A 24297-nucleotide genomic window follows, 5' to 3' on the forward strand; every position below is an offset into this window, starting at 1 on the left:
GTATTGTATTTGATATGCCTCTGCGCCAGTTTGCGCAGCAGCATTTTCAATCGTTTCTGTAGAATGTTCAATCTCTAAATCTTTTATAGAATCGAAAAGAACTAAATGTGGTTCTAATGTTAAAAATCCACAATAACCATTATTGAAAAACTGCTTTAAGATTGCTGCAATTTGACCATCACCAGTACCACAAACGACATTGAGATTGTCTTTATAGACTGCATCTTTAATATGAATATAGTCTACATAATGAGAGAGTAAATTATAGCAATTTTGCGGATCTTCACCACATTGCACAAAGTTAGCAAAATCAAAAATTGCTTTAAAATGATCCGAAGCTACTTCGTCTAAAATAGTTTTACAACGACGACCAATATCTCCGAAAATATCTTTTTCATTTTCATGTAATAAAGTAACATGATGCGATGCTGCAATTTCTGCAAATTGCTGTAATTTTTCTACTACTTGTACTTTGTAATTATCAAAATTTTTATCTTTTGGTATATAAAAACTGAATATTCTAATGTAATCGCAATTTAATAATTTAGCGATTTTACATAGTTCCTCTAATTCTATTAATTGCTGTTGAAAAGATACTTCATCATCAATATAGATCTTTCCAATTGGTGAACCGATGGAAGATACTGCTATGCCCCATTGTTCCAGTTTTGGGATGACTTGGTCTTGAATCGTATTGGCAGTAAATTGACTAATATTGTGCCCATCAATTGCTCTCAAAGAAATATAATTCATACCTAGCTCTTTAACAGTTTTCAATTGTGTTGTAAAATCCGAAGCAATTTCATCAGAAAATCCTGATATTTTAATTTTATTCATGTTATTCACCTTTCTTTTGTTAGCGCTTACAAAATTGTTCGTTATTTTGAGGTTTAGAACCAATCTCGGTATCCATTAGCCAATAAATAATCACGGCTTGTAACTAAACAATCATAAGCATCTTTACCATAAAGTGCATCTTGTTCTACGAAGAAATATTCGCTACCACTGTCAAAACCTGCTTGAATAATCTGCGGTAATGGTAGATTACCTTCACCAAGTTCCGCAAACTGAGTAATCATATGAAGCATGAAATAAATCTTTTCATGACCTTCTCCTGGATATTGATCCATATCAATTTCACCAATTCTGTAATCTTTTAAGTGAATCGCACGAATTCTATTTTTATAGTTTTTCAGTACTGCAATAGGATCTAGTCCAGCTCTCCATATCCAATGAATATCTAATTCAAAGCCAAGAAGTGTTGTATTATCTCGCATTAAATCCAACATATAATGGCCATCGTATTTAACGAATTCTAAATTATGAGCGTGGTAATACAAATCAATTCCTTCAGCTTTTAGTTGTTTGGCATAAAACTCACATTTATTTGCAAATGTCAGTGCCTTTGCTTTAGACCCCATATAATTTATTGGTAACATGCCTATTCTTAAAATATTGCAATTCACTGCCTTACAATCTGCAATAATTTTGTCTATATTGTTTTGTAATGTATCTCCAGGGAATTTTTCTGTTTCAGAAATATCTTCAACACCACAAGACATTGCTGAAATTTCAATACCTAAATCATTGATTGCACGTTGCATTTCTGAAACATTATGTTCTGACATTTCAATTTGTGATACTTCAAAACTGTTATAACCAAGATCGTGTACTTTTTTTAAAACATTATATATACCTTCTTCATTAACCTTTTCTTTTAGCATCATCATTTGTACTCCTATACGTGGTTTAACCATGTCACTCATCCTTTCAATAAAAATGTTATAATATAAGTATATATTTTTAGAAAATTATGAACATTGTAAATAAAGAGGAAAAGATTGTTATTTGAGGAGGAATTCTAAATGTCATATAAAGATGAAATAATGTTCAACTTAGATACCATTTCCTTAAATCGTCATGGCTCTTACGCGGCATGGCATAAAATAAGTGATGGACATTTTGGTAATGAACTACATTATCATGACCATTACGAAATATTCTTTTCATTATCAGGCAACATGATCTATACAATAGAGGATCGTACATATCAATTAGATGTTGGTTCTTTATTAATTATCACACCCTATGAATTTCACAAACTAAATGAGCAATTAGACGGTCATGCTGAAAGAATTGGTTTAAGGTTTAATCGTGATTTGATAAAAAAATTATCTACTGAAGATTTTGACTTAGGACAATGCTTTGATATTTCTTCAGTACATTTCAAAAGTCTTTTACAATTAACAGAAATACAAAAAAGAGAATTGTATTATATCTGGCAAGGTTTATTAAAGGAACAGGACCATAATTATAGTGGGAAAAAGCTAAATGAACATGCATTATTAACACAATTCTTTATTATTCTAAATAGAGTTGCAGAAGATAATAGAACGTTGGAACCATACCAAACGAACAGTTCAGAACTTGTTAGACAAATATTAGATTATATGGAAGTTAATTTTGCCCATCCTATTTCTTTAGAAGATTTAGAGCAACAATTTTATGTAAGTAGATATAAAATCACTGAACAATTTACAAAATTAGTTGGATATCCACCCTATAAGTATTTGCTACATAAAAGACTGCAAAATGCGCAATATATGTTAAAAAAAGGAGAAAGTCCTCAACAAGTTGCAAATCTATGTGGTTTCACAGATTATTCTAATTTTTATAGAAGATTCAAATCAGCTTATGGATGTAGCCCAAGAGATTATTATAAACATTTTAATGCAAGTTAAATTAAAAATGCGATTCGTCTTATATGTATGACAGTGTATTTTTATCAAAAATATCAATAACTATCACAAAGTTTAGTTTTCGACTATATGATACAATGTACTGTTATTACAATAACTTGACCCCTCCCCTATACCAAATAATGTTATAACGTCTAAAAATATGTTATAACATATGTAAAGATTTAATTATTTTATACAGAAAAATGAATATAAAGGTGTGGGTTTAATGGAGGATATCAATAAAATCGTTGCAGAGAATTTAAAATTTTATCGAAAACAAAATGGTTACTCTTTAGAATATTTGTCAACCATTTCTGGAGTGAGTAAAGCAATGTTAGGACAAATTGAAAGGTATGAATCCACTCCTTCTCTTACAGTTTTATGGAAGATAGCACATAGTTTAAAGTTGTCACTTGCAGATCTAACAACTGAAATACATGTAAACCATGTGAAGAAAATTTCAGCTGAACGATTGGAGACCATACAATCATCAGATGATGGCTATATAATATATCCATATTTTACATTTGATATACACAAGAAATTCGAATCTAAAATGATTAGTTTACAGCGTAACGGATTTATGAACGGAACACCATATGGCGCTAGCAGTACTGTTTATATAACAGTCTATGATGGTTATTTATCATTAACAATAGATGGAGAGCGCTATAACGTTAACAGCTATGATTCAATAAAGTTTAATGGCAATGTCTTCCATATATTTGAAAATCATTCAGAAAGCCTATGTAGGTTTAATATGATTGTACATTATTGATTAATTGAGGAGATATCCCTTTATTTTATACAAGCTCATATAGTGATTATATGAGCTGTGAGTTGATCCCAAACATTTGTAGAATTATATAAAAAACACTTTCGTTGACTTCATTTAAAGTGAATCATACGGAGGTGTTTTTTTATTTCAATTGTTACTTAAATTAATCGAAGTATGTTTAAAGGTAGATTTCCCTAAATCTTTAAAAGCATAAAAATACAACGACGCTGAACGCCGTTGTATTAGGGTTTATAAACTATTTTGTGTTGTGGATTAAGATTCTAATAGTAAATCTTCAGGATTTTCAATTAAATCTTTGATTGTTTTTAAGAATCCTACTGCCTCTTTACCATCGATTATTCTGTGATCGTAACTTAATGCAATGTACATCATTGGACGATTTTCAATAGTATCAGCATCTATTGCAATTGGGCGAGTTATAATTGAATGCATACCTAAAATTGCAGCTTGGTTACCATTGATGATTGGTGTTGACATCATTGAACCAAAGATACCACCGTTAGTAATTGTAAATGATCCGTTTACCATATCATCTAAACCTAATTTTTTATCACGTGCTTTTTTCGCTAGGTTTGCAATTTCATTTTCAATTTCAGCGAAGTTTTTCTTATCGCAATCTCTTACAAATGGTACAAGTAAGCCATCATCAGTAGATACAGCAACACCGATATCGTAAAATTGTTTAGTAATCATATCGTCTCCATCGATTTCAGCATTTACTTCAGGGTATTTTTTCAATGCTGCGACAGCTGCTTTAGTAAAGAATGACATGAAACCTAATTTTGTTCCATCATGATCTTTAATGAATTGCTCTTTTTTACGTTTACGTAAATTCATTACGTTTGTCATATCAATTTCATTGAAAGTCGTTAACATAGCTGTATTATTAGAAACCTCTAATAATTTTTTAGCAGCAGTTTTTTTACGACGTGACATTTTTTCTCTAATTACAGGTTTAGATGGATTTTGTGGTTGTGCTTTTTTAGGTTCTTCTTTTGCAGCAGGTTGTGATGCCTGTTGATTATTTGATTGACTTTGGTCTACATGAGATTTACGGACAATATCATTTGATTGTGGTGCTACTTCTGATAAATCAATGCCTTTTTCACGGGCATATTTACGCGCAGATGGTGTAGCATTGACACGTTGGTGTGAGTCTTTATCTGAAGATGAAGATGCATCTTGTTTAGATGATTCCTCATTTGATTTATCATTCTCATTACTTGTTTCTTGTTTAGCTTCTTCTTGTTTAGGCGCATCATTTGTTGAGCCGCCATCTGCATTGCCACTTCCTTCACCAACGACAGCAATTGCTTGACCTACCTCAACTGTATCACCTTCGTTAGCTAATTGTTCTTGGATTACGCCTGCCTCTTCAGAAACAACTTCAACATTTACTTTATCTGTTTCTAATTCGACAATAGCTTCTCCTTTTTCAACGCTATCGCCTACTTGTTTTAACCATTCTGCAATGGTACCTTCTGTGATTGATTCTGCTAATTCTGGAACTTTTACCTCTGGCATGCTTAACTTCCCCCTAGTTAATTTTTGTACTTTGTTCTAGTATCATATTTTGAACGAGTTTGTGTATTTCACCGTCACCTTCAGCTGGAGCTGAACGTTGAATACGACCATGATAACTTAAATCATACTTGTCTGTTGTAAGTTCTTTTAAATATGGATAAACAAATGACCAAGCGCCTTGGTTTTTAGGTTCTTCTTGTACCCAGGCTACATTTTCTAGATTTGGTAACTCATTCAACAATGCTTCAATTTCTGAAACTGGGAATGGATACAATCTTTCTACAGCGATTAAAAGAATAGACTCATCTGGATTTTTTGCTAAGTATTCTTTTAAATCGATAAACATTTTTCCTGAAGCTAGTATTACTTTTTTTACGGTATTTTTATCATGTGCCTCAGGTAAAATTGGTTCGAATTTTCCTGTAGTAAATTTGCTAATTGGATCCGCTACCGTCTTGTTACGTAATAAGCTCTTAGGTGACATAACTACTAAAGGTCTCATAGATTGAGAATCTAAATTAGCAGCTTGTGCACGTAATAAATGGAAATAGTTACTAGAACTAGATAAATTAACAACTGTTGTGTTGTTTTCGCCTGCAAGTTGTAAGAATCTCTCTAAACGAGCAGATGAGTGTTCAGGTCCTTGACCTTCAAATGAATGTGGTAATAACAATGTTAAGCCTGAACGTTCTCCCCATTTAGCGCGAGCACTGAATAAGAAATTATCGAATATCATTTGAGCCATATTAGAGAAATCTCCGTACTGAGCTTCCCAAATCGTCATACATGCTTTGTTTTGCACGTTATATCCATATTCGAAACCAACGACTGCTGCTTCTGAAAGTGGTGAATTTCGTACTTCGAAAGTCGCTTTTTGGTTAGGAACATGGTGTAATGGCACATATTCTTCCCCAGTATCAGGATCATGTAGAACTGCATGACGATGGCTAAATGTACCACGTTCACTGTCTTGACCAGTCAAACGAATTGGATTTCCGTTTTGCGTAATTGTTGCAAATGCTAATTGCTCAGCATGTGCCCAATCAACTAATCCTTCTTCACTTTCAAATGGTTCTTGTCGTTTTTCAAGTACTTTATTTAATTTTTTAAGAACATTGAAACCTGATGGATAAGTTAACATCGCATCATTGATTTCTTTCAAACGTTCCAAGCTGACATCTTCATCTTTAGTTTGGATAGGTTCAGCTAGACTTTCAGGTTTTTGCATATCTGGATTGTCCATTTTATCGTTTTTATCAATTTTATCATGTGCTGCACGTAATGTTTTTTGTACATCGTCGATAATTTGATTCATTTGATCTTCAGTGATAATACCTTCATTTACGAGTTGTTTACCGTAAAGAACATCTACTGGATCATGTTTACGAATTTCATGGTATTGTAGTGGGTTTGTAATAGATGGTTCATCCATTTCGTTATGCCCGTAACGACGATAACCAACAAGGTCAATAACAACGTCTTTATGGAATTCCTTTCTGAATGCCATTGCAATTTCAATTGCTTCAATAGTAGCTTCAACATCATCTGCATTTACATGCATGATTGGCACATCATATCCTTTAGCAACATCTGAAGAATATGTTGTTGAACGACCATCATGTGGTTCAGTAGTAAAGCCAATACGGTTATTTGTGATGATGTGTAATGAACCACCCGTAGAATAACCATCTAAATTACCTAAGTTCATCGCTTCAAAGTTTATGCCTTGTCCAGGATAAGCTGCATCACCATGAATGATAATTGGCATTGATTTTTTAAATTCTGTTGAAACTGCACCTGATTTATGCGTATCATCTTGTGCTGCTCTTGTCTTACCTAACACTACTGGTGAAACGATTTCTAAGTGACTAGGGTTATTTGCTAATGAAATACGTTGTTCAATTCCATAAGATTGAGTAGTTTTTACGCCACCTAAATGGTATTTCACATCTCCTGACCAACCAGAAGTAAGCTGAAGGCTTCCATCCTCAGGTAGGAACTTCATAGGATCAGTATGCATAAATTCAGAAATCATCATTTCATATGGTTTCTCAAGTACGTGAGTCAGTACATTTAGTCTGCCTCGGTGTGCCATACCGATTTGAATATTCTGTATACCTTCATCACTGGCTAACTTTAATGTTTGTTGAAGCATTGGAACGAGTGAGTCTACACCTTCAATTGAAAAACGTTTTGCTCCAACGAAATTCTTGTGTAGATATTTCTCAAAGCCTTCAACATGTGCTAATTTTTTAAATAGTTCAATTTTTTGATTTTCATTTAATAAGGCTTTGTATGGTGTTTCGATTCGTCTCTTCAACCATACGCGCTCTTTATTATTGTTAATATGAGTATATTCGAAAGCGATTGGTCCTTTATATCGCTTTTCCATACGTACGATTGCTTCGTAAGCATTATCATAAATATCTTTAAAATGCTCAGAAACGATACCAGCTGAGATAGATTCAAGCGTTTCACGATCTAAATTAAAATCTTCTATACTTAATTTTGGAACATGTTCTCTCGCTGGTCTGTTGACTGGATAAATATCTGCCAATAAATGCCCATATTGGCGAATATTATCGATTAGGCGCATCACACGTTTAATAGTACTGTCGCCTTTAGTCGATTGAGATTGATTTGTTGTATTTGTTGCGATGTTTGCTTCACCGTCTTTAATTGTACTAAATAGGACTTGCAAATCTTCAGGGACTGAAGCAGGATCGTTTAGATATATATCATATAAATCCAAAACATATCCAAGATTTGCCCCGAAATTTACAGGTGCCTCGGAAACCTGTTTTTCGTTGCTCATTTTACACCCTCCACAAAATAGTTGAAACGCTTACACAACAATAATAGCATTAAATTTATTCAAATTAAAGTGCCAATAACCTAGTTCTATGAAAAAAGCAGAACCTCATTTAAAATGGTTCTGCTTTTTATATTTTATATTTAATAGTGTAACATATAAAATTTGAACATTTAATAGTTGTAGTCTGTCTAAACGTTAAAATACTATTCTAAAAGTGGTATATTTCCCTAGTTCACTTTCAACTTGTATTGTTCCATTATTTAGTTCGATAATTTTTTTGGCAATGGATAATCCTAATCCATTACCGCCTAATTTTCGTGAGCGAGATTTATCTACTCTATAAAAGCGATCAAATATAAATTCTATATCTTCCTTAGGTATACCGACACCATGGTCAGTAATTTCTATTGAAATTTGTTTGTTCTTAAGGTTGGTTTGAATATGAATATACTTATTAATTTGATCATATTTCATAGCGTTATCGATAAATATAATTAATACTTGCTCTAATTGATAACGATCAATTTTAATATTTATCGGTTTCGCATAAGGTTCAAATTCAAAGGTATAGTCTTGGTGTAATTGTTCTAATGATTTAATACGGGATGATATTTCATGATTAATTTCCACGTTTTCTAATTCTTTGAATTTAGTATTCGTATTATCTTTAGTAAGTAATAACAATTCTTCTACTAATTTAGTGATACGGTTCATTTCTTCTAAAGAAATATCAAGTGATTCTTCTAAGATTGCTGCATCTTTCTTACCCCAGCGTTGTATCAAATTCAAATGGCCTTGAATAATTTGTAAAGGAGTTCGTAATTCGTGTGAAGCATCTTCTACAAATTGACGCTGTTGATTAAATGATTCTTCTAATTGGTACATCATTGCATTAAAAGTGACTATTAAATTATCTGTTTCTTCATAGTTTGTTGTGAGTTCTACTTTTTCTTGGAAGCCGTCTCGTCGAATTTGTTGCATCTTATTCGACATTAATATGAGTGGTTTCGTTATTTGTGATGAAAAGAAGTAACTAATAATTGCAGTGATAAAGGTTGCAATCACTCCAAAGATGAGTGCTAAAAAGTACAGTGAACTTACGAGTGCATTATAGTCTTCCAATGAATGTACGACGACACTATAGCCTTTAAAATTTGGCATATCAATATGACGTGTGATAACAAGATAATCGTTGTTTTGTTCATTTTTTACGATAACATGATTAATATCCGTTTTTTGCAATCTCGGTGAAATATCGATGGAATGACTGTTAGACGTTTCTATTATTTTCTTGCCGTCTTCATTAAATAACATTACTTTTTGAAAATTCCCTAGCGCTGCATTTAAATCTAATGGTGTGATTTCGGATAACTTTTTAGTATCAAATAGCTTTTGAATATCTTCAGAACTTCTTTCTGCCTCATCAAGTTCGTTATGTCTTAATGAACTGCTTAAGAAAAATATGATTATGATACTGAAAAAGAATATAGTTAGAAAAGTGATAGTCGTTGTAATAATCATCCACTTTGTACGTAATTTACGTTGTTTCATTGCCTTATCACATACCCGACACCACGTACTGTCTCAATATATTTATCTTTGCCAAATGGTTTTAATTTATTTCTAAGATATCTAATATAAACGTCAACTACATTCGTTTCGACTTCACTATCATATCCCCACACATCTGTTATTATTTGTTCGCGTTGCATTACATGGTTCTTATTTTCAGCGAGCAAATAAAGTAAATCATATTCAGTTTTTGTTAAGTCTAAAGGCATACCATCAACAGTAACTTTAAAGGCATCTTTATCTATAATAAGCCCTTTTATGTCAATGATGTTTTTCTTAGGTTGTCTTCGCAACATGGCTCTAATTCTTGCTAGTAGTTCCTCTATATCAAATGGCTTTACGATATAATCATCAGCGCCATAATCGAGGCCAGCCACTTTATCATATGTATCACTCTTTGCAGTGATAATTATAATAGGTGTTGTTTGGCTTTGTCTGATTTGGCGACATATTTCAAGTCCGTTGATATTAGGTAACATTAGATCTAATAGAATTAAGTCATAACTGTTTGTTAATCCCTTTTCTAGACCTAATTTTCCATCGTTTTCAATATCTACAGTATAATTTTCATGCTCCAATTCAAGTTCTATAAATCGAGCAAGATTTTGTTCATCTTCTACAATTAAAATTTTTGTCATTAGTTCCGCACCTCACCTATATATTAAAGGAAAATAATTCATGTAGAAAGTTATTATCTTAAATTGTTGATAATTTGTTATTTTAATCTTTATTATTTGTATTGAGAATGAATATCATTTATAATCATTTTTATCACTGAATTAGTGTTACAGAAAGCGTTTTTAAATGAATTTAAAAAAATTACGATTTCTAATTGACAATTATTCTCAGTGATGTATAATGTAATTGAAAATGATTATCAATTCCAAACATAAGACATTCCCCCCACACATATTTGTTCTTAGTTGGATTAATCATTTTCATAAATATCCCCTTTTATATGCCCGTAAAAGACTAACGTTGCGAGACGACGTGAAATATAAAAGCCGGTTTTACTTTGTAAAATCGGCTTTTATAATAAATTTTGACACAAAAAAGGCAGTTAGATGATTTTTTCATCTAACTGCTTTTTAAAATTATAACTTATTATATTTGTAGTTTATGTCTTAGGATTAATGTTGATAATACTACACAAAATGCACCACCGATAATTCCAGCTATAATATCAGTCGGATAATGTACACCGAGATATACACGAGACGATGAGATCATAATTATAAATAAAGCACATAATCCTATCATAAATGCCTTGGAATTACCTTTTAATACTCTATTAACAATATAAATCGAGCTTCCAAAAAATGCTGTTGCTCCCATTGCATGACCACTTGGAAAGCTAAATCCTGAGATATCAATCAATCTTAATAGCGTTGGTCTCTCTCTATCGAATATATTTTTGAGCAATGGATTTAAAGTACTTGATAAACTCATTGCAATTGCAAAGAATAGCGCTTCAATATTTAATCGTTTTAACATTAAATATGCCACGAGTAATAAGGATAATGTGACCATTGCCCAAACTTCTCCAACTTTGGTAAATCCTAAGAAGATTGATGTACTAATAAAGCTCTCAGATGAATATATAAATTCATAAACTTCATTATCAATCCACTTGCCTAATCTGGATTCATGCAAGAATGCAATGATGCCAAAGATCAATGTGAATATAATTAGTAAGGATATTCTTTTCCAACGACTCATTGCACACACCTCCAGTTCTTATTTTGCATCTTGTAAAATTTTGTGGAATAAATCATAACGTGTGAAGCTTTCTTTATAAACGCTCATTTGCTCAATGATAGTTGTTCTATTTGCTTCAATTTCTTGCAGTTGTTTAATTAAGTCTTCTTCAGTTAATGTATCTTCTGGAATTGTTCTACCAAAGCCTTTAGATTCAAAATTCTTTGCATTATCAATTTGATCTCCACGCGATTGATCTAAACCAAGTGGAATGAGTAACATAGGAATTTTTAACGTTAAAAATTCATAAATTGCATTTGAACCCGCTCGACTGATTACAGTATCAGTAATTGCCAGTAAGTCTGTTAAATCATCTTTAACGAACTCAAATTGTACATAACCATCTTTATCGTTATATGCAGAATCTAGCAAGCCTTTACCAGTCAAATGGATGATTTGATATGTTTCTTGCAAAGCAGCTAAATTTTGACGTATGATTTCATTTAATTTCTTACTGCCTAAGCTACCACCCATTACAAGTAAGACCTTTTTATTTTCATTAAAGTGAGTTAATTGATAACCTCGTTTTTTGTCTCCAGATTTTAGGTCTTCGCGTACCGTAGCTCCAACAAAATCTGCCTTGTCTTGAGGTAAATACTGAAGTGTATCCTCAAAGGTAGTATAGATTTTTTTGGCAAATTTTAACGAAATTTTGTTGGCTAAGCCAGGTGTTAAATCAGATTCATGAATAATTGTTGGAATTTTTAAGCTTTTAGCTGCAATGACAACTGGTACTGATACAAATCCACCTTTTGAAAAAAGTAAATCAGGTTGTTCTTTCTTTAACACTTTACGTGCATCGATGATACCCTTGAGTACTTTAAACACATCTTTAATATTCTCCCAAGATATATATCTACGTAATTTACCACTAGAAATCGCATGATATTGTACTTCAGGTAATTGAGATTCGATCATTTCTCGTTCAATACCAGTTTTAGAGCCAATATAAAATGCTTCATGGCCTTCTTCTATTGCAGTTGGAATCAAGCTTAAATTTACTGATACATGCCCAACTGTGCCGCCTCCTGTAAAAGCGATTTTCGACATAATAAAACCTCTATTCTTCTAAATTTTTATAATATGCATAAAATGGTTCGCCTTTGTTATACGGATGGTAATCAATTTTTGCTTCACCAACTTTATTGAAACCGAATTTTTCGAATAATCCTTGTGCACGTTTATTAAGTGCAAAGGTATCGGTAATCATGACATGAATATCATGATCTAAAGCTAGGTTGACTGCAAAATCAAATAATTTTGTTGCAGCACCTTTATATTCTGCTGATGCTGCAAGTCTATGGATAACATACGCACCTTCTCTATTAACAGGCCATTTTAAATTATCATACCACTCAGATTGACTTTGGTCGACCACAATAAATGCATAAATTTCATCACTTTCTTCTAATACATATAAGGTTTCTTTATTGATATCTTCTTCAAAATGACTTTCGACTGGATAGTGTTCATCCCACTGATTATTGTTATCTTGCTGCATAACAGCTTTAGCTTCTTCAACAATTGTTAAAATACTGTTTAAGTCTCTCAGTGTTGCAACTCTAATCATTAAAAACACCTCTTACATTTAATTTAATTTTTGCAATAAATTCTGTAATACAGTATCTTCACCATTAGCTTTATTAACTAGTTCTTGAGTGAATTTTTCATTCGTTTTTTTATCAAATTCTCCAGTGACAGTTAAATCATTCTTTCTTTGGAATGCTTTAATTGCAGATTCTAAAGAACTATCAAATTTTTCGGATTCATTATCAACTTTAAAGCCTAATGCTGTTAAACCAATTTTCATGGTCTTAACATTTTTATCCGTATCATTTAGTTTATAAACCTTTTTATTAGGAATTACATTTAAAGATTGGTAGGCTGGTTCAGAAATTTTCACATCGGGTTTAATACCTTTACCATGAATGTAGTGCGCTTTAGGCGTTAACCATTTCATATTAGTAAACTTTAATAATGAACCATCACTAAATTCGTGTGTTGTTTGTACAATACCTTTACCAAACGTTTTTGTACCATAAACCTTTGCCTTATTATAGTCTTTCATAGCACCAGTAAATACTTCAGAAGCACTTGCAGAACCTTTATTTACCAATATAGAGACATGCATATCTTTAGCTTCATTTAATGCATCATTAGGTGCCGTTACTTTTTCTTTATGATTTCCTTTTTGTAATTGGACCACTGTATCCCCTTTATCAATAAAGATATTGGCCATTTTAACAGCTTCATCTAATAAACCACCTGGATTATTTCTTAAATCAATCACAATATTTCTCACACCATCTTTATGCGCTTTAATGATTGCCGACTTGAGTTCGCCAGATGTACTATTTTGGAATTTATTAATCGTAAACACACCGATGTTTTTATGCTTTTTATATTCTACACTTTTAACGTGTATTTTATCTCTCTTTATCGTAATTTCATGTTCTTGATTGGCCCTTTCAATAGTTAAAGTGACCTTTGTTCCCTGTTTTCCTCTTACTTGTTTTACAATACTTTCTAAAGGCTTGCCTTTTACTGACTTGCCATTAACCTTTGTCACAACATCTTTTGGTCGAATACCAGCTTTTTCAGCTGGAGAACTTTTCATAGGACTGGTAATTTCAATTTTATTATTTTTCTTCTGCATTTCAGCACCTATTCCGACAAAATCACCTGAAACATCTTCATTAAATGATGTTGTTTCCTTTTTAGTCATATATTCAGAATATGGGTCGTCTAGGTCTTTAACCATGCCATCTATTGCAGCTTCGGATAATTTTTCAGAATTTGTTTTCTTATAATATTCGTCATTTAAAATTTTATATACTTGTTGAACTTTTTTCATTTCAGCACGTTGTTGCCCATTTAGTCCGCTCGTCCAATGGCTAATTGCAATCGTAGCAAATACTGTAATTAATACCGTCAAAATAATTGTTGTCAGTAATAATAAAATCAGGTTACTTTTTTTGAAACTTACGCGTTTTTGTTGTTGTTCTACTGGTTGATCTTGCTCTTGAATTTCTTTATTATCCGACATTTCATCACTTCCTAATACTTATGTACAATTTATCAATTATATTTTTTATGAAAATAAAAATAGCTGGGATTGAACCATATTCGATTAATCCCAGCATCTTATATGACACATTAATATTTTAATATACTTATATATATATCGACAAATATTAAGTGATTTAAAATTTTAACCATTCCGTATATTCTTCATATAAATCATCAAACACAGACATAGAAATAGTGAACGTACTTTGTGTTTCTATATAATCTGATAAAGAATGGAAGTCTTTTTCGTGCTTTGGAAAGGATAAATCATCAAAAATTTCTTCAGCTAATCTACCTTTCTCATCATTACGACCACGTACGGTTAATACAAATTGATAAAATGAATGGTCTTTCATTAATTCATTGTCACATCAACAATTTTAGTTTCACCTTTAGTAACTGATGCCACATCAGCAATTGAAACAGATGTAGTATTATCAGAGTTAGTGATAATAATAGGTGAAATAACAGATTTTGCATTTTCTTTAATATAATTTAAGTCGAAGCGAAGAATCGGGTCACCAACATTTACAGTGTCGCCACTTTCAACTAAAATTTCAAATCCTTCTCCGTCTAATTGTACGGTATCTAAACCGATATGAACTAATAATTCTAGACCATTGTCTGCTTTTAATCCGATAGCATGTTTAGTTGGGAAGACGTTATCAATTTTACCCTCAATTGGTGATACAACTTCACCTTCAGTTGGGTTAATTCCAAAGCCTTCACCCATCATTTTTTGTGCGAAGACAGGGTCTGGAATGTCTTCTATTTTTACATATTCTCCAGTAAGTGGTGCAAAAATTTCACTATCTTTATTTACTTCTTTGTTTTTACCAAATAACTTTTTAAACATAACTTGTTCGCTCCTTATTTTTCAAAATGTGGTATTAAATCTCCATAACCTAATTCTTCCAATTTATCGAATGGAATAAATTGTACTGCTGCAGAATTAATGCAGTAACGTAATCCGCCACTTTCAGTTGGACCATCATTAAAGACATGTCCAAGGTGACTATTTGCATCTTCTGAACGCACTTCAGTTCGAACCATGCCAAAGGATTTATCGACTAATTCAATGATTTCATCGTCATCCAAGGCTTTAGAAAAACTAGGCCAACCACAATCTGATTCAAATTTTTCTTCAGATGTAAATAATGGCTTACCTGAAATTTTATCAACATAAATACCTTTTTCAAAATGATTCCAATATTCATTTTGAAAAGGTGGTTCAGTTCCATTTTCTTGAGTTACAAGATATTCCATTTCAGTTAAATCATTTTTTGACTTTTTAATCATTTTGTTTCCCCCAATGTTTTTCTATAAAAGCTTTTCTTCCTGAACCGCGTTGATATTGCTCATAATGTAGCGGATTCTTTTTATAATAATCTTGATGATAAGATTCGGCAGGATAGAAATTTTTATACGGTTTAATGGGTGTTATTACTGGTTTATCAAAGATTGCTTGTTCGTTCAATTCTTGTATTTTTGCTTCTGCTGCTTGCTTTTGGTGTTCATCGTGATAAAAGATGACTGGTTGATAATGTTCGCCACGGTCAAAGAATTGTCCGCCATTATCAGTTGGATCAAATGTTTTGAAATATACATCAAGAATATTCTCGAATGTAGTTACTTCTGGATCATAAGTGATTTGAACTGCTTCCACATGTCCAGTTTGATTCTTACTTACACTTTCGTAAGTAGGATGATCCACATGTCCACCACTATACCCTGAAACTACTGTTTCAATACCTGGATATGAGGTGAAGGGTTTAACTAAACACCAAAAACAACCGCCTGCTAATGTCGCATAAGCCATGAAACCCCTCCTAATACTATTTTGTCATAAAATTACCACTAATTTAAGGAATTTGCTATAAAATTGATTGAATATTTATTTAAGACAAGATTTAATTGTAATATTTACGACAGCTCGCTTTTAGGATCTAAGCACGACAAGTCCGATTGCACCTTGTCCTGTATGCGTTGAAATCACAGGCGTTGTAACATTAGTATCATATTGAGTGAAATTAAATTCTTCAGTGAAATGTTTTTTGATTTTATCAACGAATTCAATTATATTTGCATGTGCAATTCCAATGGATTTAATTTTTTTATCTCCAATAAATTGTGTGATTTCCTTTTTCAAATACTGAATGCTTGCATTTTGTGTACGTGAATTATGGATAAGTTCTATTTTACCATCAACTAATGTGCCTATAGGTTTAATTTTCATCATATTACCGATTAAACCTTTTGTCTTACTGATGCGGCCACCTTTAATTAATTGGTTTAACTGACCGATAACAACGTAGAGTTTGATATCTTTTTGTAATTCATTAATTTGGTTAACGATGTCTGTAGTTGATAGTCCCTCATTATTCCATTTGACTACATGTTGTACTTGATAGCCTAAACCATAGGATATGGATTTTGAATCGATAACTGTGACATTACTCTTAGTCATTTGACTTGCTTGCAAAGCAGTTTGATACGTACCACTTAATCCAGAAGTCATATGGATACTAATGATTTCTGAACCATCTGCACCTAATTCATCATATAAATCTATAAACTTGCCAATGGCAGGTTGACTTGTTTTAACATCTGCATCATTTTCAATTTTTTCTATAAAAGCTTCTGATGAAATATCAATTTGGTCAGCAAATGATTTACCATCTATCGTTAGATTTAATGGAATAACATTAATATCGTTATCAGTTAAATATTTTTGAGAAAGATCCGATGTTGAGTCCGTCACTATTTTCTTTTTACTCATATATTTCCTCCTGTTAATGTTGCTTACGAATTAAATGTAAAAATGTATGAGGAATAGTGTTCTTTTCATCTAATTCACCTGTTACTGCTGATTCTACTTCCCATTCTTCAAATGTATAAGGTGGGAAAAAGGTATCGCCATTAAATTTATCTTCAATCACTGTGATATACATATCGTCAACTTGATCAATTAGTGCTTCAAATAATGTTTGGCCACCAAAGATAAATACATGACCTGGTAATTCGAATATTTCATCAATAGAATGTATCACATCGACACCTTCATGATGGAAAGCTTTATTCCTAGTTAATACCACGTTACGTCTATTTGGTAATGGCTTTCCAATCGAGTCGAACGTTGCTCTACCCATAACTAAAGTGTTATCAGTCGTTAAAGATTTTACATGTTTCAAATCATTTGGCAAATGCCAAGGAAGTTTATTGTCAATGCCAATTACCCTCTGTTGATCATGTGCCACTAATATTGAAAGTGTCATGATGGTCCTCCCTTTGTGTGAGCTATTTTTCAAAATTGTATGAACTCTCAATTATTATATAGTAAAGTGTGCAATTTATTAAATAAAAAGCGGTTTTATACTGCAATTGGTGCTTTAATTGCTGGATGAGATTCATAATCTACAATTTCTAAGTCTTCGTATTCAATATCAAAAATAGAGGCATCGCTATTAATTTTTAATTGTGGTGGAGCATAACTCTCTCTAGCTAACTGTGTCTCAATTGCGTCGATATGATTTGAATAAATATGAGCATCACCAAATGTATGAATAAATTCTCCAACTTCTAAATTACACTCTTTAGCAATTAAATGTGTTAGTAAACTATAGCTTGCAATGTTAAATGGAACACCGAGGAATATATCTGCACTTCGTTGATAGAGTTGACAACTTAATTTACCGTCTTGTACATAGAATTGAAACATTGTATGACATGGTGGTAAAGCCATAGTATCAATTTCTGTTGGATTCCATGCTGAAACAATGTGTCTTCTAGAATTAGGATTATGTTTAATTTGATCAATCACTGTTTTTAATTGATCAAAATGATTACCATCTTTATCTATCCAATCACGCCACTGTTTTCCGTATACATTTCCAAGATTTCCATATTTTTCTGCAAATACGTCATCTGTCAAAATGGCTTGCTTAAATTTTTGCATTTCAGCCTTATAAAGTTCGTTAAATTCTGAATCAGTTTGTGATTTATGACCAAAATCAGTCATATCCGGACCATTGTAATCACTTGATTGGATATAATTTTCAAAAGCCCATTCATTCCAAATATTATTATTATATTGTAACAAGTATTTAATATTTGTATCGCCTTTAATAAACCATAACAGTTCAGTTGCAATTAATTTAAACGACACTTTTTTTGTAGTTAATAGTGGGAATCCTTGTGTTAAATCAAAACGTAACTGATGGCCAAATTTTGAAATTGTTCCTGTGTTTGTGCGGTCTTCTTTTTCTTTACCTATCTCTAATATCGCTTCGCATAATTCGTGATAAGATTGATCAAAGGTATTTTGCATAATAATGCACTCCTTCTCCTTTTATTATTAGTTAAGTTTATCATATTGGAAAATGAATATATTTTAAAGCCAGTGTGGAGAAAATAATTGATATATTTTACACTGACTGTTAAATGGTTTGAACTATGACTTAACATATTAAAAACCAGTGTTCACAATCCATATTATAGAAAATTTGAATTGTAAGCACTGGTTCGAATTAGTCTATTTTAAAAATATAAATCTAGAATATATAATGTAGTCGACAATTAACAATAATCGTCAAAAGCATCTTTAATATCCATACAGATATCTTGGATATCTCTACCTTCTATATGTTCACGTGGTATAAAATGCTTCAATTCTGTCCCTTTAAATAATGCATAAGATGGACTAGAAGGTACCTGTTGAATATAATCTCTCATTTCGGCAGTAGCCTCTTTATCTTGTCCAGCAAATACTGTAACTTTATGCGTAGGTTTTTTGTCATTTTGTTCAGCAACAGTTACCGCTGCTGGTCTAGCTAAACCTGCAGCACAGCCACATGTTGAATTAATAACAACAAATGTTGTTTCATCTTCTTTAACTTTATCCATAAAGTCTTTAACGGCTTCTGCACTTTCTAAACTTTTGAAATCTCTACCCGTCAATTCTGTACGCATTTGCGTAGCTAGCTCATTCATATATGCTTCGTATGCATTCATGTATAACAACTCCTATAATTAACTGTTTTTATTTCGATTAGCGATTTGTTTCCACACTGAACCCAGTGCTTCGTCTCCATTTTCAATACGTGATATTGCCATTTCTATCTGTAATTTAACCTCATAAGCTGGATCATTTGCATGTGCCTTCAAAGCAGGTAATTGCTCCTGATTTCCTTCGTCAAATATAAACATTGCAGCACGCCAACGGACAATTTTTTGAGGATCATCAAGTGCATTTTCCATTTCTGGCAAGGCCTTTTTAAATCCTAAATCACTAAGGCAATCACCCGCAGTACGTCTTACAGCTGGACTCTTATCATTTAACCCTTTATATAAATAAGGTAATACTGCTTCATCCTCAATCATACCAAGAAGTACTACTGCTTCTCGGCGCAATGGAATTTTAGTCTCATTTAATGCTTCCCCTAATAACGGGAAATCTGTTTTCGTTGGTGTAGGAAATGATTTTAACATTCTTAACTTATCTTTCCAATCTTTTGCAGATTGATAAGTTTCTAATGTCACATGCTGATATGACTTTTCTGGTATAACCACATCTGTTGCTAGTGCTTCCTCGACCAGTTGCTTTAAGGTCGATTCTGGGTAAACTGCAGTAATTTCTTCAAAAACCTCTGCCATAACCTCATCTAATTCGCCATATCTGACACCTAAGTCTTCCCATTTTCTTAAAAAGACAATGTTATCTTCATCTTTTTGAGCAGCTAACATACTGTCAACAAAGATTTCAGGTAGTTGCTTTCTTTTTTCTTCTGTATTGGTCGTCAACTTAATTTGATATGGTATGCCTTTAAATTTTAATACTTCTGTTTTCACTTCACCGAAATGTTCGTCAGGAACAGCTTCGTTTGCAGTTGCTGCTTCATCTTCTTTCAGTGTTGCTGTAACTTGAGGTAACACTTCTTCCCAATCAAATTTTGGCTTCTTGTCTACAGCTAAAAAGTCCATGACATGAAAGATAGATTTGACGCCTTCAATTGCTAAAATGTCATTGATGAAATGAGGTTGTCCATCCTGTATAGAAGTATACGTATTAGATTTATTATCTTGCCTTTTTTCATTTAACACAATTTTCATGGTATTAGGACTTGGTGTAGGTTCTACGCGAACTATTTCCATAAAGGTACCTCCTTTTTACGCTTCTTCTAAAGTTTCTGTGATTTTAGGAATAATCGTATCCCAGTCAGATTCGTCACTTTTATTAATAGCTAAGAAATCCATGACATAAAAAATTGAAGTAACCTCTTCAATTGCTAACAGTGCGTTAATAAATGCTGGTTGATCTTCTTTCTCAGCATTATAAGTATTTGATTGATTACCTTCTCTAGCTTCATTTAAAACAACCTTAATTGTATTAGGGCTTGGTGTTTGTTCTATTCCTTTGATATCCAATATAACTGCCTCCTTATTGTAATTCGTTTCCTAATTGTTTAATTTGTTTGCCTATCGAACATTCATTTATACAAAAATGATGTGCTTGTGTTTTACCTTCTGTTTTTCTCTTATGACTCTTTAATAAGCATTGATTACAATAAGTGTTCATGAGGTAATCGATTGCATCAATCGCTTCTTTTTCTGAATAAGTTAAAATATTTGTCACGCTCCTATTTTTGAAAATTAACAAAGATATATGTTATGTGTAATTATCTTTATTAAGTATAGGTCACTTGTTCGTATTATATCATTTGTAACTACAATTGTTTAATATAAAAACTGTATTGGCTAAAGTTGAAAAAATTAGATATTTTTATTATTTTCAGGGGGTTGCAATTTTATAATATTTTGGTAAAATAAATCAGTTGTTTAATAGCGGTTTCTAAACACCCGCATCATCAAAATTTAGGAGGATTTTTTATTGTTTAATGAATTATTTGGTGTTTTCACCTTTGTTGTAACGTTTTTATTATTAGTGTTTATGTATAGAATGTTTGGCAAACAAGGCTTAATTGCTTGGATTGCAATTGGTACAATTATTGCTAATATTCAAGTACTTAAAACAGTTGATTTATTTTCAATTTCAGCAACTTTAGGTAATGTAATGTTTGCTTCTATTTATTTGGCCACGGATATTTTAAATGATATTTATGGTCGGAAAGTAGCAAAACGTGCTGTATGGATTGGGTTTAGTTCTACTTTAGTGATGATTATTGTGATGCAAATGTCGCTTCATTTTATTCCGTCTACTATTGATACGTCTCAACATGCACTAGCTACAATCTTTAATGTCGTGCCACGTATTGCACTTGGATCAGTCATTGCTTATATTATTGGTCAACATTTAGATGTATTTATTTTTTCAATGATTAAAAAAGTTTTTAGTTCGGATAAAACGTTTATTGTAAGGGCATATGGTAGTACGATTATTAGTAATATTATTGATACTGCATTATTTGTAGCGATTGCCTTTATTGGTTCAATGCCGAATGGTGCTGTCTTTGAAATCTTTATTACGACGTATTTATTAAAAGTAATTTCAACGATTTTTAATGTTCCTTTTGGATACTGGGCGAAATCTATGTATCGTAAAGGTAAGATACAAAAATTAGATGAAGGATATTAAATATGTTTTGAATCTAAGTTTTGAATTAGTAAATGAAATGTATATTTTTAAGTGAGCCTAAAATGTATTTAGGTTCACTTTTTTATTTGTAAAAATTTTTCAATGATTTGGGCATGGTTTCCACGGTCCCTACTTCAACATGTAGACTTCAGTAAGTGCTAATCCCGTAAGAATCCGCCCAAAATTTCGAAAATATAATAAACATGCTTAAGTTTATTATGTGAGCAGTCTTTTCTATACCTATTAATCACTTATCAATTGAAGCTCCATAGTCATTTATCAAAGAAGTTCTAATATAACCTAACCACTTTATTAGTATTTAGATATTTCACAGCGTTTTAGATATCAAATTATATAATTCACTAAATGTTTCGTAACCTTCATTTCCTAAAAAGTGTCCGTTATGTTGAATTGTATAAGTATCGATGTTGAATGCATTTGATAATTGTTCAGATGATTTTATATTTACAACTGGATCTTGATTTGCAGCTATAGAATAAATATGGCTTGCTTGTATATTTTCAGGCGTCACTTTACATTGTTGAATATAGTTATCAAGTTCTGGAATATTATTTAATGTCTGAATAAATCCTGAAACTAAAAATAATCCTTTTATTTTTGGCATTTGATTTAGCTTTGATAAATAATTCAAGGTAGTAATAACACCTAGACTATGAGCTACAATTATAGTTTGGTTATTAAGTTTATTATCTAAATTATCTTTTAATGCTTGTTCCCATTGTTTAAAATCTGGATTTTTACTATTAGGTAAATAGACGATTTGTGTCTTATAGCCATACTTTGCCATTTTGTCTGCTAACCATTGGAACCAATGACTATTTGTGCTTGCTTGGTAGCCGTGAATTATAAATAGTTGTTTCATAAACAACCTCTCCTTAATCCCGAGTGTTTTAGTAAAGTTTATTATTTGTAATTTATAATACGAAACATGTTGTATATTAACAAGTAATTTGTTTCAAAAATATAGTATAACAACATAGCGTTTGGTAAGATAGAATAAATATAATTTGTAGGTGAAGTTATGGCAAAAATATTTTTCGATGCAGCTACAGCCGGTAATCCAGGGCAAAGTGTAGGCGCTGTGGTCATCATTACTGAAGAACAAAGATATCACTATACCATTGATTTAGGGTTAATGGATAACCATACTGCAGAATGGGCAGGATTAGTATTTGCATTAGAACAAGCGCAAGCAATAGATATAAAGACTGCTTTGGTTTATACAGATTCTAAATTAATAGAAGATACTTTAAATAAGGGACAAGTAAAAAATGAAAAATTTAAACCTTATTTGAAACAAGTGCTTAAAATGGAACATGAATTTGATTTATTATTTGTCAAATGGATACCAAGAGCGCAAAATAAGGAAGCAAACCATCATGCGCAAAATGCCTTGTATAAACTTACTAAAGGTAATAAGAAGTAATCATTAAGTTACAATATTGATAAACATAATAAAACACGTATCGTAAAGATTAAAAACCTGAACGATACGTGTTTTAATTTTATTGTTAATTAAAGTGAGTTGTTAAATATTTTCTTGAAACGAACAATTCGTGTTCATTACAAATGTTTAAAATTTTAGTGATATCTGTTGCAAATTTCATATCATTTAATAAGCTTGAAGCATTTAAAGGTACCTGAGTATGAATTTCTGCAAGGGATTTTGAAAGTTTTAAATTATCCATATCAGTTTCTATTTTTTTACGTTGGCCAGGAGTGAGTTCATCTAATGCATGGATAACGGACTCTACTGAACCATGATTTTGTATGAGTTTAATGGCAGTCTTTTCTCCGATACCTTTAACTCCAGGATAACCATCTGCTGTATCACCCATAAAGGCTTTAACATCGATCAATTGCTTTGGATCTAAACCATATTCTGATTGGAAGCGATCTAGTGTGTATCGATTATATATATTAAAGCCCTTTTTAGTTAACCATATTTCAACGTTAGGATTAATACACTGTAAAATATCTCTATCGCCTGTAATTACATAAATTTGATGTTCGTCAGAATATGCTTGTGCTAATGTACCGATTACATCGTCGGCTTCATAATTTTGGACACCTATATTTACAAAACCAAATTGGTTTGATACTTCTTTAACAAAATCAAATTGTGGAATAAGTTCTTCAGGTGGCGCAGGTCTATTTTGTTTATATCCATCGTACATTTCATTTCGAAATGTTGCCTTCCCCATATCCCAACACACTGCCACATGAGATGGATCAATTTCGTTAATCGCTGTAAACACGTGTCTAACAAAACCTTGAACCCCATTTGTAGGCATACCTGTTGAAGTACGCATAAATTGATTGTGCAAACTTGTCGCATAAAAGTGACGGAATAAAAGCGCCATTCCATCAATGAGTAATATTTTGTTTGTCATTAAATAAATCCTCT

Annotated in this window: 27 protein-coding genes; 4 read left to right on the top strand and 23 right to left on the bottom strand. The window is 32.0% G+C overall.

Features of this window, described 5'->3' with window-relative positions; all coding sequences use genetic code 11:
* On the bottom strand, positions 1–837 hold an 837-nt coding region (locus tag ACF91D_RS27550; RefSeq protein WP_392438076.1), incomplete at its 3' end, for a sugar phosphate isomerase/epimerase family protein.
* A gap of 53 nt (positions 838–890) precedes the next feature.
* A complete protein-coding gene (locus tag ACF91D_RS27555; protein ID WP_107513325.1) occupies positions 891–1757 on the bottom strand; it encodes a sugar phosphate isomerase/epimerase family protein in 867 nt (288 codons plus the stop codon).
* 108 nt (positions 1758–1865) lie between these two features.
* On the opposite strand from ACF91D_RS27555, the gene ACF91D_RS27560 reads away from it, so the two are divergent.
* Positions 1866–2741 carry a helix-turn-helix transcriptional regulator gene (locus ACF91D_RS27560; RefSeq protein ID WP_042738697.1) on the top strand — a complete coding sequence of 292 codons (876 nt, stop codon included), beginning with the start codon at positions 1866–1868 and terminating at the stop codon, positions 2739–2741.
* Positions 2742–2967: 226 nt separating this feature from the next.
* Complete coding sequence (locus ACF91D_RS27565) at positions 2968–3519, top strand: XRE family transcriptional regulator (RefSeq protein WP_107527675.1); 552 nt, start codon at positions 2968–2970, stop codon at positions 3517–3519.
* 273 nt (positions 3520–3792) lie between these two features.
* Here ACF91D_RS27565 and sucB read toward each other — a convergent pair whose 3' ends face one another.
* From sucB to ACF91D_RS27660, 19 genes are all read right to left on the bottom strand, one after another.
* Positions 3793–5064: a dihydrolipoyllysine-residue succinyltransferase gene (gene sucB / locus ACF91D_RS27570; RefSeq protein WP_107527676.1), complete on the bottom strand. Its 1272-nt coding sequence runs from the start codon at positions 5062–5064 to the stop codon at positions 3793–3795.
* Between the two features lie 13 nt (positions 5065–5077).
* A complete protein-coding gene (locus ACF91D_RS27575; protein WP_107527677.1) occupies positions 5078–7879 on the bottom strand; it encodes a 2-oxoglutarate dehydrogenase E1 component in 2802 nt (933 codons plus the stop codon).
* Between the two features lie 195 nt (positions 7880–8074).
* Positions 8075–9430, bottom strand: coding sequence for a HAMP domain-containing sensor histidine kinase (locus ACF91D_RS27580; protein WP_107527678.1), 1356 nt, complete (start codon positions 9428–9430; stop codon positions 8075–8077).
* A complete protein-coding gene (locus ACF91D_RS27585; RefSeq protein ID WP_107512864.1) occupies positions 9427–10089 on the bottom strand; it encodes a response regulator transcription factor in 663 nt (220 codons plus the stop codon). The genes ACF91D_RS27580 and ACF91D_RS27585 overlap by 4 nt, the downstream gene beginning before the upstream one ends.
* Positions 10090–10555: 466 nt before the next feature.
* A complete protein-coding gene (locus tag ACF91D_RS27590) occupies positions 10556–11170 on the bottom strand; it encodes a phosphatase PAP2 family protein (RefSeq protein WP_107527950.1) in 615 nt (204 codons plus the stop codon).
* A gap of 18 nt (positions 11171–11188) precedes the next feature.
* Positions 11189–12259 carry an undecaprenyldiphospho-muramoylpentapeptide beta-N-acetylglucosaminyltransferase gene (locus ACF91D_RS27595; RefSeq protein ID WP_107527949.1) on the bottom strand — a complete coding sequence of 357 codons (1071 nt, stop codon included), beginning with the start codon at positions 12257–12259 and terminating at the stop codon, positions 11189–11191.
* A gap of 10 nt (positions 12260–12269) precedes the next feature.
* Complete coding sequence (locus ACF91D_RS27600) at positions 12270–12779, bottom strand: GNAT family N-acetyltransferase (RefSeq protein ID WP_107527948.1); 510 nt, start codon at positions 12777–12779, stop codon at positions 12270–12272.
* A gap of 18 nt (positions 12780–12797) precedes the next feature.
* Positions 12798–14255: a S41 family peptidase gene (locus tag ACF91D_RS27605; RefSeq protein ID WP_119624394.1), complete on the bottom strand. Its 1458-nt coding sequence runs from the start codon at positions 14253–14255 to the stop codon at positions 12798–12800.
* A 157-nt stretch (positions 14256–14412) separates the two neighbouring features.
* Complete coding sequence (locus tag ACF91D_RS27610) at positions 14413–14634, bottom strand: YozE family protein (RefSeq protein WP_042738687.1); 222 nt, start codon at positions 14632–14634, stop codon at positions 14413–14415.
* Positions 14634–15134 carry a PTS sugar transporter subunit IIA gene (locus tag ACF91D_RS27615; protein WP_107512867.1) on the bottom strand — a complete coding sequence of 167 codons (501 nt, stop codon included), beginning with the start codon at positions 15132–15134 and terminating at the stop codon, positions 14634–14636. The genes ACF91D_RS27610 and ACF91D_RS27615 overlap by 1 nt, the downstream gene beginning before the upstream one ends.
* Positions 15135–15148: 14 nt before the next feature.
* Complete coding sequence (gene msrB / locus ACF91D_RS27620; protein WP_042738685.1) at positions 15149–15577, bottom strand: peptide-methionine (R)-S-oxide reductase MsrB; 429 nt, start codon at positions 15575–15577, stop codon at positions 15149–15151.
* Positions 15570–16097, bottom strand: a complete 528-nt coding sequence (gene msrA, locus ACF91D_RS27625) for a peptide-methionine (S)-S-oxide reductase MsrA (RefSeq protein ID WP_107528061.1) — start codon at positions 16095–16097, stop codon at positions 15570–15572. Before msrA ends, msrB begins: the two co-directional genes overlap by 8 nt.
* A 120-nt stretch (positions 16098–16217) precedes the next feature.
* Positions 16218–17057: a DegV family protein gene (locus tag ACF91D_RS27630; protein ID WP_119624395.1), complete on the bottom strand. Its 840-nt coding sequence runs from the start codon at positions 17055–17057 to the stop codon at positions 16218–16220.
* Between the two features lie 13 nt (positions 17058–17070).
* A complete protein-coding gene (locus ACF91D_RS27635) occupies positions 17071–17553 on the bottom strand; it encodes a dihydrofolate reductase (protein WP_107528078.1) in 483 nt (160 codons plus the stop codon).
* A gap of 95 nt (positions 17554–17648) precedes the next feature.
* A complete protein-coding gene (locus ACF91D_RS27640; protein WP_107528079.1) occupies positions 17649–18605 on the bottom strand; it encodes a thymidylate synthase in 957 nt (318 codons plus the stop codon).
* A 248-nt stretch (positions 18606–18853) separates the two neighbouring features.
* On the bottom strand, positions 18854–19288 hold the full coding sequence (brxA, locus tag ACF91D_RS27645) for a bacilliredoxin BrxA (RefSeq protein ID WP_107527932.1): 435 nt from the start codon (positions 19286–19288) through the stop codon (positions 18854–18856).
* Positions 19289–19306: 18 nt separating this feature from the next.
* Positions 19307–20428 carry a conserved virulence factor C family protein gene (locus ACF91D_RS27650; protein WP_042738679.1) on the bottom strand — a complete coding sequence of 374 codons (1122 nt, stop codon included), beginning with the start codon at positions 20426–20428 and terminating at the stop codon, positions 19307–19309.
* A 15-nt stretch (positions 20429–20443) separates the two neighbouring features.
* Entirely contained in the window at positions 20444–20701 is a 258-nt protein-coding gene (locus ACF91D_RS27655) for a NifU N-terminal domain-containing protein (RefSeq protein WP_107527931.1), read from the bottom strand.
* 13 nt (positions 20702–20714) lie between these two features.
* A complete protein-coding gene (locus tag ACF91D_RS27660) occupies positions 20715–20909 on the bottom strand; it encodes a zinc-finger domain-containing protein (protein WP_042738677.1) in 195 nt (64 codons plus the stop codon).
* A gap of 255 nt (positions 20910–21164) precedes the next feature.
* Between ACF91D_RS27660 and ACF91D_RS27665 the strand changes: the two genes are divergently transcribed.
* Positions 21165–21869 carry a queuosine precursor transporter gene (locus tag ACF91D_RS27665; protein ID WP_107527930.1) on the top strand — a complete coding sequence of 235 codons (705 nt, stop codon included), beginning with the start codon at positions 21165–21167 and terminating at the stop codon, positions 21867–21869.
* A 328-nt stretch (positions 21870–22197) separates the two neighbouring features.
* Here the strand turns inward: ACF91D_RS27665 and ACF91D_RS27670 are convergent, their stop codons facing one another.
* Complete coding sequence (locus ACF91D_RS27670) at positions 22198–22752, bottom strand: RBBP9/YdeN family alpha/beta hydrolase (RefSeq protein WP_119624396.1); 555 nt, start codon at positions 22750–22752, stop codon at positions 22198–22200.
* A 159-nt stretch (positions 22753–22911) separates the two neighbouring features.
* Here ACF91D_RS27670 and ACF91D_RS27675 point away from each other — a divergent pair, with 159 nt between their 5' ends.
* Positions 22912–23316, top strand: coding sequence for a ribonuclease HI family protein (locus ACF91D_RS27675; protein ID WP_107512874.1), 405 nt, complete (start codon positions 22912–22914; stop codon positions 23314–23316).
* A gap of 85 nt (positions 23317–23401) precedes the next feature.
* Here the strand turns inward: ACF91D_RS27675 and ACF91D_RS27680 are convergent, their stop codons facing one another.
* Complete coding sequence (locus tag ACF91D_RS27680) at positions 23402–24283, bottom strand: 5'-3' exonuclease (protein ID WP_042738673.1); 882 nt, start codon at positions 24281–24283, stop codon at positions 23402–23404.
* Positions 24284–24297: the final 14 nt, after the last annotated feature.

The sequence above is a fragment of the Staphylococcus sp. 231237_7MaSpsaltlick genome, assembly GCF_043107035.1.